Origin of the sequence: Streptomyces sp. NPDC046261 (assembly GCF_040646235.1) — a bacterium.
GTDB lineage: Bacteria > Actinomycetota > Actinomycetes > Streptomycetales > Streptomycetaceae > Streptomyces.
This window is the reverse complement of the sequence record NZ_JBEYZU010000015.1, coordinates 93,730-107,672: the sequence shown is the minus strand read 5'-3', so window position 1 is coordinate 107,672 and position 13,943 is coordinate 93,730. Positions and strand designations below refer to the sequence as shown.

The following is a 13,943-nucleotide window of genomic DNA, read 5'->3' as shown; positions in this document are numbered from 1 at the left end:
GGCCTGCGTAGCGGGAGCGTGTGCGGGGGGTATATGCGGGTCACCGGCGCACACCCCGTGTGAAAGGGGCGGTGTGCGCCGGTGCGGAACGTAACTGTGCGTATCGGTTTAGTAGGTGTAGAAGCCCGAGCCCGTCTTGCGGCCCAGCCGGCCCGCGTCGACCATGCGCTGCAGCAGCGGGGGAGCGGCGTACAGCGGCTCCTTGTACTCCTCGTACATGCTGTACGCGACAGAGGCGACCGTGTCCAGGCCGATCAGGTCGGCGAGCTTGAGCGGGCCCATGGGGTGGGCGCAGCCCAGCTCCATGCCGTTGTCGATGTCCTCGCGGCTGGCCATGCCCGACTCGAACATCCGGATCGCGGAGAGCAGATACGGGATGAGCAGGGCGTTGACGACGAAGCCGGAGCGGTCCTGGGCGCGGATGGCGTGCTTGCCCAGGACGTTGCCGACCAGTATTTCGGCGCGCTTGATGGTCTCCTCGCCGGTGGTCAGCGCCGGGATCAGCTCGACGAGCTGCTGCACGGGGGCCGGGTTGAAGAAGTGGATGCCGATCACCCGGTCGGGGCGGGAGGTCGCCACGGCCAGCTTCACCAGCGGGATGGAGGAGGTGTTGGACGCCAGGATGGCGTCCGGGCGGGTGATCACCTGGTCGAGGACCTGGAAGATCTCGGTCTTGATCTGCTCGTTCTCGACGACGGCCTCGATGACGAGGTCCCGGTCGGCGAATTCACCCAGGTCGGTGGTGAAGGTCAGGCGCGCCAGGGTGGCGTCGCGCTCCGCCTCGGTGATCTTGCCGCGTTCGGCGGCCTTGCCGAGGGAGTTGGTCAGTCGGGTGCGGCCCAGCTCCAGCGCCTCGCCCGTGGTCTCGGCGACCTTGACGTCCAGGCCGGCCCGGGCACACACCTCCGCGATGCCCGCGCCCATCTGGCCGCAGCCCACCACTCCGACGCGTTCGATGTCGGTCACATCGTGCCTTTCGCTGATCGCTGATCTTCGTCGACCGGCGGGGATCGGAGGTCATCCGGCTCCCGCCTCGGAAAAGACGTTACTCCGCGCCAGGCGGTGCCGGGCGGGCCGGGGCGGGCATGCTCTGCGCGAGGCGGTGCGGCGCGCGGTCCGCCGTTGACGAAAGAGGGGTTGCATATGGGACGTATGAGCCGAAGAGGGTTCACTATGGCCACCGCCGGCGCCATGACGGTGATGCTGGCGACGGGTGAGGCGGCCGCGCTGCCGGCCTCCGGGGACGGTGGCGCCCCGGCCCGCAAGCGGGAATTCCGCGGCATGTGGGCGGCCACGGTCGTGAACGTCGACTGGCCCTCCCGCCCCGGCCTGGCGCCGGAGGCCCAACGCGCCGAGCTGCTGGCACTGTTCGACGCGGCCGTGGCCCGCCGGCTGAACGCCGTGATCCTGCAGATCCGGCCGACCGCCGACGCCTTCTGGCCCTCCCGCTTCGAGCCGTGGTCGGAATACCTGACCGGCGTTCAAGGGCGCTCGCCCGGCTGGGATCCGCTGGCCTTCGCCGTGCGCGAGGCCCACAAGCGCCGTCTGGAGCTGCACGGTTGGTTCAACCCCTACCGCATCGCCAACCACACCGACCCCGGGCGGCTCGTCCCCGGCCACCCGGCGCGGGTCCACCCCGAGTGGGTCGTCCCCTACGGCGGCAAGCTCTACTACAACCCCGGCCTGCCCGAGGTCCGCCGCTTCGTCCAGGACGCCATGCTCGACGCGGTCTGGCGCTACGACCTGGACGGCGTGCACTTCGACGACTACTTCTACCCCTACCCCGTGGCCGGCCACACCTTCGACGACACCGCCGCCTACCAGCGCTACGGCGCCGGCTTCCCCGACCGGGCCGCCTGGCGGCGCGACAACACCGACCGCCTGGTGCGGGAGACACGCGAGCGCATCAAGAAGCGCAAGCGGCATGTGCGGTTCGGGGTCAGCCCGTTCGCCGTCTGGCGCAACCGGTCCACCGACCCGCTCGGCTCCGACACCCGGGCCGGCGTGCAGACCTACGACGACCTGTACGCCGACACCCGGCGCTGGGTCCGCGAGGGCTGGATCGACTACATCGTCCCGCAGTGCTACTGGCACATCGGCTTCCTCGTCGCCGACTACGCCAAGCTCGTCCCCTGGTGGGCCGAGACCGTCCGCGGCACGGACGTCCACCTCTACATCGGCGAGGCCCTGTACCGGGCCGGCGATCCCGCGCAGCCCGCGCCCTGGCAGGACCCCGCCGAGCTCTCCCGCCACATCGCCCTGGGCCGCAGCCACCCCGAGGTGCTGGGCAACGTCTACTTCTCCGCCAAGCACATGGCGATCGACCGCATCGGGGCGATGGCGCGCGTGGTGAAGGACCACTACCCCCACCGCGCGCGCCCGCCGCGCTGACGGGTCAGTGCTGGTCGTCGGTCTTGCGGTGGTCCACCACGGAGTCGGGGCCCGGCGACATGATCGTCTCGTGCCCGTCCTTCGCCCGGACCCGGTAGGGCGGCGTGCCGTCGGGGCCCAGTACCTCCACGATCTCCACGACGTGGTCCTCCTTGCCGACCACCCTGCCGTGTACGACCAGCCGGTCGCCCTTGCTCGCATGCATCGACGGTGACCCTTCCGTTGTGTGGGTGGACAGGTGCACTCGGATACTCCCAGCCTAGGGTGGCCGGCGGTATAGGGCGCGCTCAGGAATGTGCGGGGGCCGGCCGCCGCGTCACCGTCCGGCCCGCTGCGTGACACCGATGCAGACCAGCACGGCGAGCGCCGCCAGCGGCGCCGCCGGCGTCAGGTGCTCGCCCAGCAGCGCCACCGACCACACCAGGGTCAGCAGCGGCTGGGCCAGCTGCAGCTGGCTGGCCCGGGCCACCCCGATGGCCGCCATGCCCCGGTACCACACCCACAGCCCCACGAACTGCGAGCCGATCGCCACCCACAGCAGCCCGGCCACCGCGTGAGCGGTCAGCCGCACCGGTTCGGCCGACAGCGCGAACACCGCGCCCACGGCGGCCACCGGCAGGCACAGCACCAGCGCCCAGCCGATGACCTGCCAGCCCGGCATCTCCCGGGCCAGCCGGCCGCCCTCCGAGTAGCCGGCCGCGCACACCAGCAGGGCGCCGCAGAGGTACAGGTCGCCGGTGGTCGGCGCGCCGCCGCTCTGCTGGAGGGCGAAGCCCGCCACCACCACCGCCCCGGCCAGCGCGGCCACCCAGAACAGGCGCGAGTGCCGGGCCCCGGTGCGCACCGTGGAGTAGGCGGCCGTGGTCAGCGGCAGCAGGCCCACCACCACGGCCGCGTGGGAGGTGGTCGAGGTGCGCAGGGCGAGCGTGGTGAGCAGCGGAAAGCCGACCACGGTGCCGGCGGCCACCACGCACAGCCCGGGCCACTGGGCGCGCACGGGCCGCGGCACCCGTCCGATCAGCAGAGCGGCCCCGGCGAGCAGCCCGGCCAGCACCAGCCGGCAGCTGGTCGCCGACCACGGGCCGAAGCCCTCCAGGGCCCACGCGGTCCCGGGGAAGGTGAGGGAAAAGGCGGCCACGCCGAGAGCGGCGAGCAGGGTGCCGCCGGTGGCCGGGCGGTGGGCCGCGCGTGAGGTGGGCGGGGCCGCGGCGGGTCCCTCCGCGGGGCCGGTCACCGCTTTCGCGGAGGTGGGAGTAGCGCTATCTTGTGCTGTCATGCACGAGCGTAACAGCGTGGCGGAACTCGCCGGAATCCTGCGCGGGGAGCTCAACCGCTACTCTCCCGGTGAGAAGCTGCCGTCCAGCAGGGCCCTCGTCGAGCGCTTCCACGTCAGCCCCGTCACGGTCTCCCGGGCGCTGGCCGCCCTGGCCGCCGAGGGCCTGGTCCGTACCCGGCCCGGCGCCGGCGCCTTCCGGGCCGAGCCGCACCCCGCCCCCGGCCGGCCCGGCGACACCTCCTGGCAGCAGGTCGCGCTCAGCGCCGAGACCGGCGACGAGGCCGTACCCCGCTCCGTCGACGCTTCCGACGTCATGACCTCCCTCGCCAGCCCGCCGCCCGGCGTCATCGAGCTCAGCGGCGGCTACCTCCACCCCGGCCTCCAGCCCGAACGCGCCCTGGCCGCCGCGCTCGGCCGGGCCGGGCGCCGGCCGGGCGCGTGGGAACGCCCGCCCCTGGAGGGCGTCGGCGAGCTGCGGGCCTGGTTCGCCCGCGAGATCGGCGGCCCGGCCGGCACGGTCGCCCCCGCCGGCGTACTGATCACCGCCGGCGGCCAGAGCGCGCTGGCCACCGCGTTGCGCGCCCTCGCCCCGCCCGGCGCGCCCGTGCTCGTGGAGTCCCCCACCTACCCCGGCATGCTCGCCGTCGCCCGCGCCTCGGGGCTGCGGCCCGTGCCCGTACCCGTGGACGGCCACGGCGTACGCCCCGACCTGCTCGCCGCCGCCTTCCGGGCCAGCGGGGCCAGGGTCTTCGTCTGCCAGCCGCTCTTCCAGAACCCCACCGGCACGGTCCTGGCCGACGAGCGGCGCCGGGAGGTGCTGCGGATCGCCCGCGCGGCCGGGGCGTTCGTCGTCGAGGACGACTTCGCGCGCCGCCTCGTCCACGAGGACGCGCCGCCGCTGCCGGCCACCCTGGCCTCGCAGGACCCCGACGGCGTCGTCGTCCACGTCTGCTCGCTGACCAAGTTCACCTCGCCCAGCCTGCGCGTGGGCGCCCTCGCCGCCCGCGGGCCCGTCCTGGACCGGCTGCGGGCCATCCAGGTCGTCGACAGCTTCTTCGTGCCCCGCCCGCTGCAGGAAGCGGCGCTCGAACTCGTCGGCGCCCCCGCCTGGCCCCGCCACCGCCGCGCGGTCGCCGCCGAGCTGCGCACCCGCCGCGAGACGCTCCTGGCCGAACTGGCCCGCGAACTGCCCGCCCTCACCCCCGACTTCGTACCGCCGGGCGGCTTCCACCTGTGGGCCCGCCTCCCGGACGGCACCGACGAGGGCGCCCTGGCCGCCGCCGCGCTGCGCGCCGGGGTCGCCGTCAACGCCGGCCGCCCGTTCTACTGCGCCGAACCCCCGGCCCCGCACCTGCGCCTGTGCTTCGCGGCCGCCGCCGGCACGGCCGAACTGGCCGAGGGGGTACGCCGCTTGCGCGTGGCGTACGAGGAGCTCACCGCGGGCCGGTGACGGGCCCCCCGGCGTCCCGCGCCACCGCGTCCCGCAGCCACCGGTGCGCCGGATCGTCATCGACCCGCACATGCCAGGCCATGGCCGTGCCGACGGCCGACAGGGACAGCGGGATGTCCCGGACGACCAGGGGCATCGTCCGTGCGGCGTGCGCCGCCACGGAAGCGGCCACCAGGGCCAGGGCGTCCGAGCTCAGCGCCAGGAAGCACGCCGTCACATGACTCGGCACGGTCGCCAGCACCCGGCGCGCCAGCCCCAGGTCGGCGAGCCGGTCGTCGACGACGCCGTGGAGGCGGCCCCGGCGGGTGACGGTGATGTGGGGGAGCGCCGCGAACCGCTCGACGGTCAGTGGCTCGTCGGCGTGCGGCGCGCCGGCCCGGCAGACGGCGACGTAGTGCTGCGGGGCGAGCGGGGAGCTGCGCACGTCGTGCGGGAGGTCGGGCAGCTGCCCGATGTCCAGGTCGACGCCGTCGCGCAGGTCCGCGGGGTCCTCGTCGCCCTCGGGCAGGAAGCGCAGCCGGATGCCGGGGGCCTGGCGGGTGACGCGCTCGGTGAGCGCCGGGCCGACGACGACGGCGAAGGCGTCGTTCGTGCGGAGCGTGAAGTGCCGCTGTACGGAGGCGATGTCGAGCGGTTCGGCCGGCAGCAGCGCGGCCAGCGCCCCGGCGAGAGCCGCCTCGGCCCGCGGGCGCAGCTCCAGGGCCCGCGGGGTGAGGGTCAGCCCCCGCCCGGCGGGGACCAGCAGCGGATCGCCCAGCGCCCGGCGCAGCCGGCCCAGGGTGCGGCTCATCGCGGACGCCGAGACGTTCATGCGGGCCGCCGCCCCGGTCACGCTGCCCTCGCGCAGCAGGGCGTCCAGCGCGGGCAGCAGATTCATGTCCGGTAGGTGCATGGCAGTCAATTCTGCCTTGAGTATTCGGAACTTGTGGTCAATCGTCCCTCGCCTTCACGATGAACCGGACACGAGAAAGCGACGGTACAGATGATCGACACCAAGCGACGCAACACCGCCCTCCTGGTCGCGGGCTGCTTCTTCATGGAGAACCTGGACGGCACCATCGTCTCCACCGCCGCGCCCCGGATGGGCGCCGCCCTGGGGGTCGCGCCGGCGGCGATCGGCCTGGTCGTCACCGCCTACCTGGTGACGCTGGCCGTCCTGATACCCCTCAGCGGCTGGCTGACCGCCCGCTTCGGGGCGCGACGCGTGTTCCTGACCGCCATCGCCGTGTTCACCCTCGCCTCGCTGGGGTGCGCGCTGAGCACCGGCCTCGGCCAGCTGGTCGCCTTCCGCGTCCTGCAGGGGGCCGGCGGCGCCATGATGGTCCCCGTCGGGCGGCTGATGGTGGTCTCCGGCGCCGAGAAGCCCGACATACCCCGGCTCGTCGCCTACGTCGTCTGGCCCGCCCTCGTCGCCCCCGTCCTCGCCCCGCTGGCCGGCGGACTGCTCACCACCTACGCGAGCTGGCACTGGATGTTCCTCGTCAACCTCCCCCTCGGCGCCCTGGCGTTCGCCATCGCCTGGCGCCTCGTCGACGCCGGGCCCGACGGCGGGGACGCCACCGCCGCGGGGCGCCTGGACCGGTGGGGCGTCGTCCTCACCTCCACCGGCCTCGGCGCGCTGACGTGGGCGGCACACCTGCTGTCCGGGACCTCGGCGGCCTGGACGCCCGTGCTCGTCGCGGGCGGCTGCGCCGTGCTGCTGCTGGCGGCGGCCGTCCGGCATCTGCTGCGGACGGCCGAGCCCCTGATCGATCTGCGCATGCTGCGGGTGACCACCTTCCGGGCCTCGGTGTCCGGGGGCTCGCTGTTCTGGATCACCGTGGCGGCCGTGCCCTTCCTGCTGCCGCTGCTCTTCCAGGAGGTCTTCGGCTGGAGCGCGGTCGCCTCCGGCGCCGTGGTGCTGTTCGTCTTCGTGGGCAACATCGCCATCAAGCCGGCGACCACCGTCCTGCTCAACCGCTACGGCTTCCGGCCGCTGCTGATCGCCGCCACGCTCGGCGTCGGCGCCACCACGGCGCTGTGCGCCGTCCTCACCGCCGCGACGCCGCTCGCCCTCGTCGTCGCCCTCACCGTGGTCAGCGGCGCCGCCCGCTCCCTCGGCCTCACCTGCTACCAGGTCATCGCCTTCGCCGACGTCCCCCAGGAGCGGATGCGCCACGCCAACACCCTGCAGTCCACCGCCCAGCAGGCCGCCGCCGGCCTCGGCATCGCCGCCGCCACGCTCGCGCTGCGCGCCGGAGGGGCCGTCGGCGACCTGCTGCCCGGCCACGCGACGCCGGCGACCGCCTACGCGGTGGCCTTCTGCCTGCTCGCGCTCGTCTGCCTGGGCGCCCTGGCCGGCGCCCTGCGCCTGCACCCCACGGCGGGCGACGCGGTCCGCCGCCCGGCGCCGATCCCCTCACCGGCCGCGAGCGGGAGAACGTCCGCCTGATCGCCCGCGGCCTGACCGACGCGAAGATCGGCGCCCAGCTGCTCATCCCGCCCGGGACCGCCACGACCCACGTCGCCGACATCCAGTCCACGCTCCGGCCCGGCAACCGCGTCGGCATGGCGGCCCGGGCCCGGGAGACCGGCCAGCTCGGCACAGGGGCCCCGCGCCCGTAGCGCCCGCGCACCCCTACCCGTAGTACTTCGGAGCTACGCGCGCGGTGCGCTCCCCGGCGGGACGCCGACCACCCCAGCCGATCCCTACCTTCCGTACCGCAAGCACGAAAGAGCCCCTGGTACGGAAGGCCCTCCTCATGGCCGTCATGGTGTCCCGCCCGCGCCGCAGTCTGCGTCGCGCCCTCCTCGCCGCGCTCGTCACCGCCTCGGTGGCGGTGCCGGTGTCGGCAGCGGCCCGTCCCGCGGCGGTTCCGGCACCCGCTCCGGCCGTCCTCGCCCCCCTGCGCGACGCGAGCCCCGCCGCGCTGAAGGAGCGCTACGCCGCCCACCGCGCCGGCATCCGGGCGGCCGAGCGCGCGGCCACCGCCCACGGCGACCGCGCACGCGCCGCCACCCTGCGCGCCATGGCGGACCCGGCGCGCCGCTTCCTCGCCTTCGACGGCCGCGACGGCGGGCGCACCGCCGAGGTCGTCGGCGACCTCGCGCGCGCCGAGCGGATCGCCGTGCTGGTGCCCGGTTCCGACACCAGCCTCGACACCTACGGGCGCCTGCGGGCCGGCGCCGTGGCGCTCCAGCGGGAACTGAGCGGACGGACCGCCGTCATCGCCTGGCTGGGCTACGGCACCCCGGGCACGTTCAGCACCGCCGCCCTGACGCCGGCACGGGCCGACTCCGCCGCACCCCGACTCCGCGCCTTCGTCGGCGAGTTGAGGGCGGCCAGACCGGCGGCCCGGACCTCGCTGGTCTGCCACTCCTACGGCGCCGTCGTCTGCGCCCGGGCCGCCCCGGGCCTGCCGGTCGCCGACATCGTCCTGTACGGCAGCCCCGGCGCCGGCGCCGCCGACCACGTCGGCGCGCTGCGGACGGGGGCCACCGTCTGGGCGGGCCGGGGCACCCGAGACTGGATCGCGGACGTACCGCACGTACGGCTGCCCCTGGGCTTCGCCACCGTCGGGCTCGGCACCGATCCGCTCGCGAAGCGGTTCGGAGCCCGCCCCTTCGACGCGGGCTCCGCCGGCCACGGCGACTACCTCGCGCCGCGCTCCACCTCCCTGCGGAACATCGCCCGGATCGTCCGCGGCGCGACGCCCGCCCAGGAGGGCCGGCATGCGTGAGACCGTCCGGCGCGTCGAGCGCGCCACCCCGCCCGGCCGCGACCGCGGTATCGACGCCCTGCGCGCCCTCGCCGTCCTCGGCGTGGTGCTCGGCCACTGGCTGGTCACCGCCCTGGTCACCGACACCGGCACGGTGCACGGTGCCAGCCCGCTGCGGCACATGCCCCGACTGGTCCCCCTCTCCTGGGTGTTCCAGACCCTCGCCGTCTTCTTCCTGGTGGGCGGGCACGTCGGCGCGACGGGCTACGCCTCGGCCCGCGCCCGCGGCACGACGTACCGGCAGTGGCTCGGCGCCCGGCTGGCGCGGCTCTTCGGCCCGGTCGCCGCCCTGCTGACGGTGTGGACGGCCGCGGCGGGCGCGATGCTGGCGGCCGGCGCCGGCTACCGGACCGTCCACGCCCTGGGCAAGCTGGTGCTGTCCCCGCTGTGGTTCCTGCTGGTCTTCGCCGTGCTGACGGCCGCGACCCCGCTCGTGGCCGGCCTGCACCCGCTGTGGCCGCTGGTGGCGGTGGCGTGCGGGGACCTCGTCCGGCTGGGCCTCGGCGGCCCGGCCTGGCTCGGCGGGCTCAACGTGGCCGCCGGCTGGCTGGTGCCGTACTGCCTGGGTGCCGCCTGGGCGCGCGGTGCCTTCCCGGTGCGGGCGACCGGACGGGCGCTGCTGGCCGGCGGCGCGGCCGCCACCACGGGCCTTGTCCTGTACGCCGGTTACCCGGCGTCCATGGTCGGGGTGCCGGGCGCCACGCTGTCCAACCTCGACCCGCCCACCCTCGCGGCCGTCACCTTCGGCCTCGCGCAGTGCGGGGCGGCCCTGCTGCTCGCCGGCCCGCTGCGCCGGGTGCTGCGGCGGCCGGCGGCCTGGGCGGCGGTGGCGCTGGTGAACCTGTGCGCCATGACCGTCTTCCTCTGGCACCAGACCGCGATGATGGCGGTCACCGCCCTCGGCCTCCTCGCCGGTGAGGCCCTGCCGGGACTGCACACCGTGCCCGACGGCCCCGCCTGGGTGCTCGCCCGGCTCGCCTGGCTGCCGGCGTTCGCCGTGGCGCTGCTGGTGTGCCTGGCGGCCTTCCACACCTACGAACAGGGCGGCGGGCGCGGGCGCGGTGGGAGCCGTACCGTGCGCGAGCGGGGGGCGGCGCGGACGGCGGAGGTACGGCGTGCCTAGAGTTGATCTTGTGTGGATGGGGGACAAGGAGCGGTTCGCCGCGGCAGCGCGCTCGCTGCCGCGCGCCTTGGCCACGGGCCTGCTCACGGTGGCCCACGATCCGCTGCCGCGGATGCGCTGGCTGGCCTGGCTGCCGCACGCCCACGTGGTACTGATCGCGGCGCTCACGGCCATCTACAACCTCGGTGACAGCAGCCAGGAGTTCCACCAGCACCCGGCACTGCGGACCCTGTTCGCGGTGCTCCAGTCGGCGTCCCTCGTCCTCGCCCTGTCCCGCCCGGTACCCGCCTGGTGGCTGTCGACGATCACGCTCTTCCTCGTCGCTGCACTCTGCGAGGCCGACGTCGGCCGGGACCATCTGTGGCCGTGGAGGATCGAGGACATCATCCTGCACACCTTCGTCCTGCTCCTGCTCGCCCTGCGGGTCCGCCCCCTGATCGCGGCCGGGGCACTGGCGCTGACCGTCCTCGCGGGCCTGGTCAACTCCGCCTTCCAGACCCAGGAGCACAACGAGGTCCTCGCCCGCGGCGCCGTGACCTTCGCCACCGCGGTCGTCGTCGGGGCCTCGCTGCGCATGAGCCGGGTGGCCAGAACCCGCCTGGCCGAGCAGGAGGTGCTGACCGCCGGGGAGCGCTCCCGGCGCACCCTGCTGGAGGAGCGCAACCGCATCGCCCGCGAGCTGCACGACGTCGTCGCCCACCACATGTCGGTCATCTCCATCCAGGCGCAGGTCGCCCCGCACCTGGTCGAGAACCCCTCCGCGGACCTGAAGGAGAACCTCGCCGGCATCCGCCAGAACGCCGTCGAGGCGCTGACCGAACTGCGCCGGGTCCTGGGCGTCCTGCGGTCGGAGGACACCTCCGCCGAGGGCAGCCGGCACACGCCCCAGCCCACCCTCGACCGCTTGCCCGAACTCGTCGACAACGTACGTAGCGCGGGCCTCGCCGTCACCACCGCGATCACCGGCGCACCGCGCCCGCTGTCGCCCGGTGTGGAGCTGTCGGCGTACCGCATCGTGCAGGAGTCCCTCAGCAACGCGATGCGCCACGCCCCCGGAGCGCAGGTACGCGTGGGCATCGGCTACCACCCCTCGGGCGTCACCGTCCGCGTCGTCAACACCCCGCCCGCCCGGCCGGCCCCGCCCTCGCCGGGCGCCGGCCACGGCCTGCTCGGCATGCGCGAGCGCACCGCGATGCTCGGCGGCGAACTCGCCGCCGGAGCCACCCCCGACGGCGGCTACGAAGTGCTCGCGACCCTGCCCGCGCACCTCCCCGCCCCCGGCACCGACCACCCCGTTGAGGACACCGCATGAACGCCATCCGCGTGCTGATCGCCGACGACCAGATGATGGTCCGCCAGGGCTTCACCGTCCTGCTCGACGCCGAACCCGGCATCGAGGTCGTCGGCCAGGCCGTGGACGGCGAGGACGCGGTCGCCAAGGTCGCCGAACTGGACCCCGACGTCGTCCTGATGGACATCCGGATGCCCGGCCTCGGCGGCATCGACGCCACGCGCCGCATCACCGCACCGGCCGGCGCCACCGTCAAGGTCCTCGTCCTGACCACCTTCGACCTCGACGAATACGTCTACGAGGCGCTGCGCGCGGGCGCCTCCGGGTTCCTGCTCAAGGACGCCTCGGCCGCCGAACTCGCCCACGCCGTCCGCGTGGTGGCGGGCGGCGACGCCCTGCTCTCCCCGAACATCACCAAGCGCCTCATCGCCGAGTTCTCCCGGACGGCCGGCGCCCCCCGCGCCCCGCTCAAGGAACGCGTCGGAGCCCTGACGGAACGCGAGACCGAGGTCCTGTCCCTGATCGCGCAGGGCCTGTCGAACGCGGAGATCGCCGCACGTCTGGTGCTGGCGGAACAGACCGTGAAGACCCATGTGAGCCGGATCCTGGTCAAGCTGGGCCTGCGCGACCGCACCCAGGCCGCGGTCTTCGCCTACGAAACGGGCCTGGTGCGCCCGGCGGGGTACTGACCCCCCGCCCGGCGCGCGGCGCGGCTACTTCAGGCCCAGCCCCGGGGCGACCGTGCTCACCTTGGTGAAGACCGACACCGGGTACTGGGCGTCGCAGTACTTGTTGCCCGCCGAGACGATGCCGATCAGCACACCGCCGGCGACGAGCGGCCCGCCCGAGTCGCCCGGGCAGACGCTCTCGCCCTTGCCCTTCGCGGAGGTCCCGCAGACCTTCAGCGTGGTGTCGGTGGTGTTTGAATACGGCTCACAGGCCGCGAGCGGGGACAGGGTGAGGGTGGCCTTCTTCAGGACCCGGCCCTCGGTCGTGCCGTCGGTACGCCCCCAGCCGTAGACGGTGGCGGTGCGCCCGGTGGCGTACAGCGCGGCGTCCTTGCCCGTCGCGACGCGCAGCGGCTTGTACGGAAGCGGCTTGTCCAGGGTGAGGACGGCCGCGTCGTGCACGAGGGCGGCGGTGTACTCGGGGTCCACCGTGACGGCGGTGACGCGCCGCTCCTGACCGGCCGTCGACAGCCGGTCGGTGCGCCCGCCGACCACGGTCATCGCCAGGGGCCGGGGAGCGTTCGTCACGCAGTGGGCGGCCGTGAGCACCTTGTCGGGGGCGACGAGCGTGCCGCCGCACCACGCGCTGTCCCCGCCCGCCGGCGCGTCCGGGTTCTTGAGCATCACGGTGAACGGCGCCGCCTGGCTCGTGGTGGCCGAGCCGCCGCGCACGGCGGCGGCCGGAGCGGCGGTGGCACAGGTGACGGCCGCCAGGCCGGCGGCGGTCAGGAGGGCGGTGGTGAGGCGGTGGCCGGGCTTGGGCATGCGGGATCCCCCGTTGTCTGTCGGTGCGGTGGTCGGAAAGGATCATGAACTGAGGACCGTCCCGGCCGCCAGCCCTGACCGCACATGTGGGACGCCGGGACGTTCCACCGCCCCTGACCTGCGCGAACGCGCGAACCTGGGACGGCGGGCCGGGACGCCGCCCGGCACCGCTCAGCCGATTCGGCGGATGGCGTGTTTGAGGGGGATCGACAGCAGCCAGGTCACCAGTCCCGCCAGGGGGGAGACGGCGAAGGCCAGCACGACGGACGCGGCGCAGACCAGGACGACCGCGCCGAGCTCGGTGACGACGGCCCGGGCGGCCCGGTCGGGGATGGGGCGGACCCTCAGGCGCGGGCGGCGCCGGACCCTGACGAACACCGCGAGGTGCAGCAGGCTGATCAGGGCGATGGCGACCGCGTAGGTGGCCACGGCCATGGGCTCTCGGGCGCCGTACTCGGACAGCAGCGCGGTGGGGAACGGCAGCAGCGCCGCCGTGCCCAGGCCGGCCAGTGTCAGGCGCACCACCAGGGTGTCGGCCCGCCGTACGTGGTGGAGGATCCGGCGCTGGTCGCGCCACAGGGCCGCGAGGACGGCGAAGCTGAGCGCGTAGGCGCCGAGGCTGGGCCACTCCTGGCGCAGCGCGCGCCGAAAGCCCGCCTCGTCCAGCCCGTCGGGGATGGAGACGTCGAGCACCAGCAGCGTCATGGCGATCGCGTAGATCCCGTCGGACAGGGCGACCAGCCGCTCCGAGCTCTCCGCGCCCGGCGCCTCCTCGGCGTCCGCCGCACCGTCCGCACCGGTCGTCACCATGCTCGGCACGGTAGAAGGCCGACGCGCCGGCCCTCGGTCGGCCGCGCCCTGTCGTCACCCGTTCGGTGTGACAAAGAGCGATAGGTGGCCCCGCGACGTTCGGTAGCCGGTGGCCAGTTCCTGCCAGGTCTCTGCGGACAGGACCCAGGCCCGTAGGGCGGCGCCGGATTGCGCACGTCCCGTTCCTCGGGGTGACCGCGGGTCACGGTGGTCGGGGTGTCACGGCTAGGACTAACCAGCCCTGAACGAACTGGAGTTGTTGGTTCTGTCGCTGTTATGGGTGGTTTGCTCCGGTGGTGCCGCCCGTCTGCACTAGGGGTTGTCGGCCGCTGTGAGGATGGGTTTTCCGCC

14 protein-coding genes are annotated in these 13,943 nt (G+C 74.5%); 8 read left to right on the top strand and 6 right to left on the bottom strand.

The features are described from left to right. Nucleotides 1–108: 108 nt before the first annotated feature. Complete coding sequence (locus tag ABZ956_RS23665; protein ID WP_361897057.1) at nt 109–966, bottom strand: 3-hydroxybutyryl-CoA dehydrogenase; 858 nt, start codon at nt 964–966, stop codon at nt 109–111. A gap of 177 nt (nt 967–1,143) precedes the next feature. On the opposite strand from ABZ956_RS23665, the gene ABZ956_RS23660 reads away from it, so the two are divergent. Continuing rightward, nucleotides 1,144–2,391, top strand: coding sequence for a family 10 glycosylhydrolase (locus ABZ956_RS23660; protein ID WP_361897054.1), 1,248 nt, complete (start codon nt 1,144–1,146; stop codon nt 2,389–2,391). A 4-nt stretch (nt 2,392–2,395) separates the two neighbouring features. Here ABZ956_RS23660 and ABZ956_RS23655 read toward each other — a convergent pair whose 3' ends face one another. After that, nucleotides 2,396–2,596, bottom strand: coding sequence for a DUF1918 domain-containing protein (locus tag ABZ956_RS23655; protein WP_361897051.1), 201 nt, complete (start codon nt 2,594–2,596; stop codon nt 2,396–2,398). Between the two features lie 111 nt (nt 2,597–2,707). Further along, nucleotides 2,708–3,667 (bottom strand): DMT family transporter, encoded by a 960-nt coding sequence (locus ABZ956_RS23650; RefSeq protein WP_361897048.1) that lies wholly within the window; start codon nt 3,665–3,667, stop codon nt 2,708–2,710. Here ABZ956_RS23650 and ABZ956_RS23645 point away from each other — a divergent pair. Continuing rightward, entirely contained in the window at nt 3,666–5,117 is a 1,452-nt protein-coding gene (locus ABZ956_RS23645; protein ID WP_361897045.1) for a PLP-dependent aminotransferase family protein, read from the top strand. The genes ABZ956_RS23650 and ABZ956_RS23645 overlap by 2 nt on opposite strands. Here ABZ956_RS23645 and ABZ956_RS23640 read toward each other — a convergent pair. Further along, nucleotides 5,101–6,009: a LysR family transcriptional regulator gene (locus ABZ956_RS23640; RefSeq protein WP_361897042.1), complete on the bottom strand. Its 909-nt coding sequence runs from the start codon at nt 6,007–6,009 to the stop codon at nt 5,101–5,103. The two genes, ABZ956_RS23645 and ABZ956_RS23640, sit on opposite strands and share 17 nt — an antisense overlap. Nucleotides 6,010–6,099: 90 nt before the next feature. Here ABZ956_RS23640 and ABZ956_RS23635 point away from each other — a divergent pair, with 90 nt between their 5' ends. The 6 genes from ABZ956_RS23635 to ABZ956_RS23610 all read left to right on the top strand — a co-directional run bounded on the left by ABZ956_RS23635 (nt 6,100) and on the right by ABZ956_RS23610 (nt 11,978). Continuing rightward, on the top strand, nt 6,100–7,548 hold the full coding sequence (locus ABZ956_RS23635; protein ID WP_361897039.1) for an MFS transporter: 1,449 nt from the start codon (nt 6,100–6,102) through the stop codon (nt 7,546–7,548). Continuing rightward, complete coding sequence (locus ABZ956_RS23630) at nt 7,437–7,721, top strand: helix-turn-helix transcriptional regulator (protein ID WP_361897155.1); 285 nt, start codon at nt 7,437–7,439, stop codon at nt 7,719–7,721. Before ABZ956_RS23635 ends, ABZ956_RS23630 begins: the two co-directional genes overlap by 112 nt. 146 nt (nt 7,722–7,867) lie before the next feature. Continuing rightward, complete coding sequence (locus ABZ956_RS23625; RefSeq protein WP_361897153.1) at nt 7,868–8,836, top strand: alpha/beta fold hydrolase; 969 nt, start codon at nt 7,868–7,870, stop codon at nt 8,834–8,836. Further along, the gene (locus tag ABZ956_RS23620; protein WP_361897036.1) at nt 8,829–9,998 is read left to right on the top strand and encodes an acyltransferase; all 1,170 of its coding nucleotides are present in this window, start codon (nt 8,829–8,831) and stop codon (nt 9,996–9,998) included. The genes ABZ956_RS23625 and ABZ956_RS23620 overlap by 8 nt, the downstream gene beginning before the upstream one ends. A gap of 16 nt (nt 9,999–10,014) precedes the next feature. Continuing rightward, nucleotides 10,015–11,310, top strand: coding sequence for a histidine kinase (locus tag ABZ956_RS23615; RefSeq protein ID WP_361897033.1), 1,296 nt, complete (start codon nt 10,015–10,017; stop codon nt 11,308–11,310). After that, complete coding sequence (locus ABZ956_RS23610) at nt 11,307–11,978, top strand: response regulator transcription factor (RefSeq protein WP_361897030.1); 672 nt, start codon at nt 11,307–11,309, stop codon at nt 11,976–11,978. The genes ABZ956_RS23615 and ABZ956_RS23610 overlap by 4 nt, the downstream gene beginning before the upstream one ends. Nucleotides 11,979–12,002: 24 nt before the next feature. Here ABZ956_RS23610 and ABZ956_RS23605 read toward each other — a convergent pair whose 3' ends face one another. Continuing rightward, complete coding sequence (locus ABZ956_RS23605) at nt 12,003–12,782, bottom strand: serine protease (protein ID WP_361897027.1); 780 nt, start codon at nt 12,780–12,782, stop codon at nt 12,003–12,005. A gap of 171 nt (nt 12,783–12,953) precedes the next feature. Further along, the gene (locus tag ABZ956_RS23600) at nt 12,954–13,592 is read right to left on the bottom strand and encodes a TMEM175 family protein (RefSeq protein ID WP_361897024.1); all 639 of its coding nucleotides are present in this window, start codon (nt 13,590–13,592) and stop codon (nt 12,954–12,956) included. Nucleotides 13,593–13,943 lie beyond the last annotated feature (351 nt).

Coding starts and splice junctions, on each gene's coding strand:
- ABZ956_RS23625 (WP_361897153.1), top strand. CDS start 7,868: ATGGTGTCCCGCCCGCGCCGCAGTCTGCGTCGCGCCCTCCTCGCCGCG.
- ABZ956_RS23600 (WP_361897024.1), bottom strand. CDS start 13,592: ATGGTGACGACCGGTGCGGACGGTGCGGCGGACGCCGAGGAGGCGCCG.
- ABZ956_RS23610 (WP_361897030.1), top strand. CDS start 11,307: ATGAACGCCATCCGCGTGCTGATCGCCGACGACCAGATGATGGTCCGC.
- ABZ956_RS23645 (WP_361897045.1), top strand. CDS start 3,666: ATGCACGAGCGTAACAGCGTGGCGGAACTCGCCGGAATCCTGCGCGGG.
- ABZ956_RS23615 (WP_361897033.1), top strand. CDS start 10,015: ATGGGGGACAAGGAGCGGTTCGCCGCGGCAGCGCGCTCGCTGCCGCGC.
- ABZ956_RS23635 (WP_361897039.1), top strand. CDS start 6,100: ATGATCGACACCAAGCGACGCAACACCGCCCTCCTGGTCGCGGGCTGC.
- ABZ956_RS23640 (WP_361897042.1), bottom strand. CDS start 6,009: ATGCACCTACCGGACATGAATCTGCTGCCCGCGCTGGACGCCCTGCTG.
- ABZ956_RS23655 (WP_361897051.1), bottom strand. CDS start 2,596: ATGCATGCGAGCAAGGGCGACCGGCTGGTCGTACACGGCAGGGTGGTC.
- ABZ956_RS23620 (WP_361897036.1), top strand. CDS start 8,829: ATGCGTGAGACCGTCCGGCGCGTCGAGCGCGCCACCCCGCCCGGCCGC.
- ABZ956_RS23660 (WP_361897054.1), top strand. CDS start 1,144: ATGGGACGTATGAGCCGAAGAGGGTTCACTATGGCCACCGCCGGCGCC.
- ABZ956_RS23605 (WP_361897027.1), bottom strand. CDS start 12,782: ATGCCCAAGCCCGGCCACCGCCTCACCACCGCCCTCCTGACCGCCGCC.
- ABZ956_RS23650 (WP_361897048.1), bottom strand. CDS start 3,667: ATGACAGCACAAGATAGCGCTACTCCCACCTCCGCGAAAGCGGTGACC.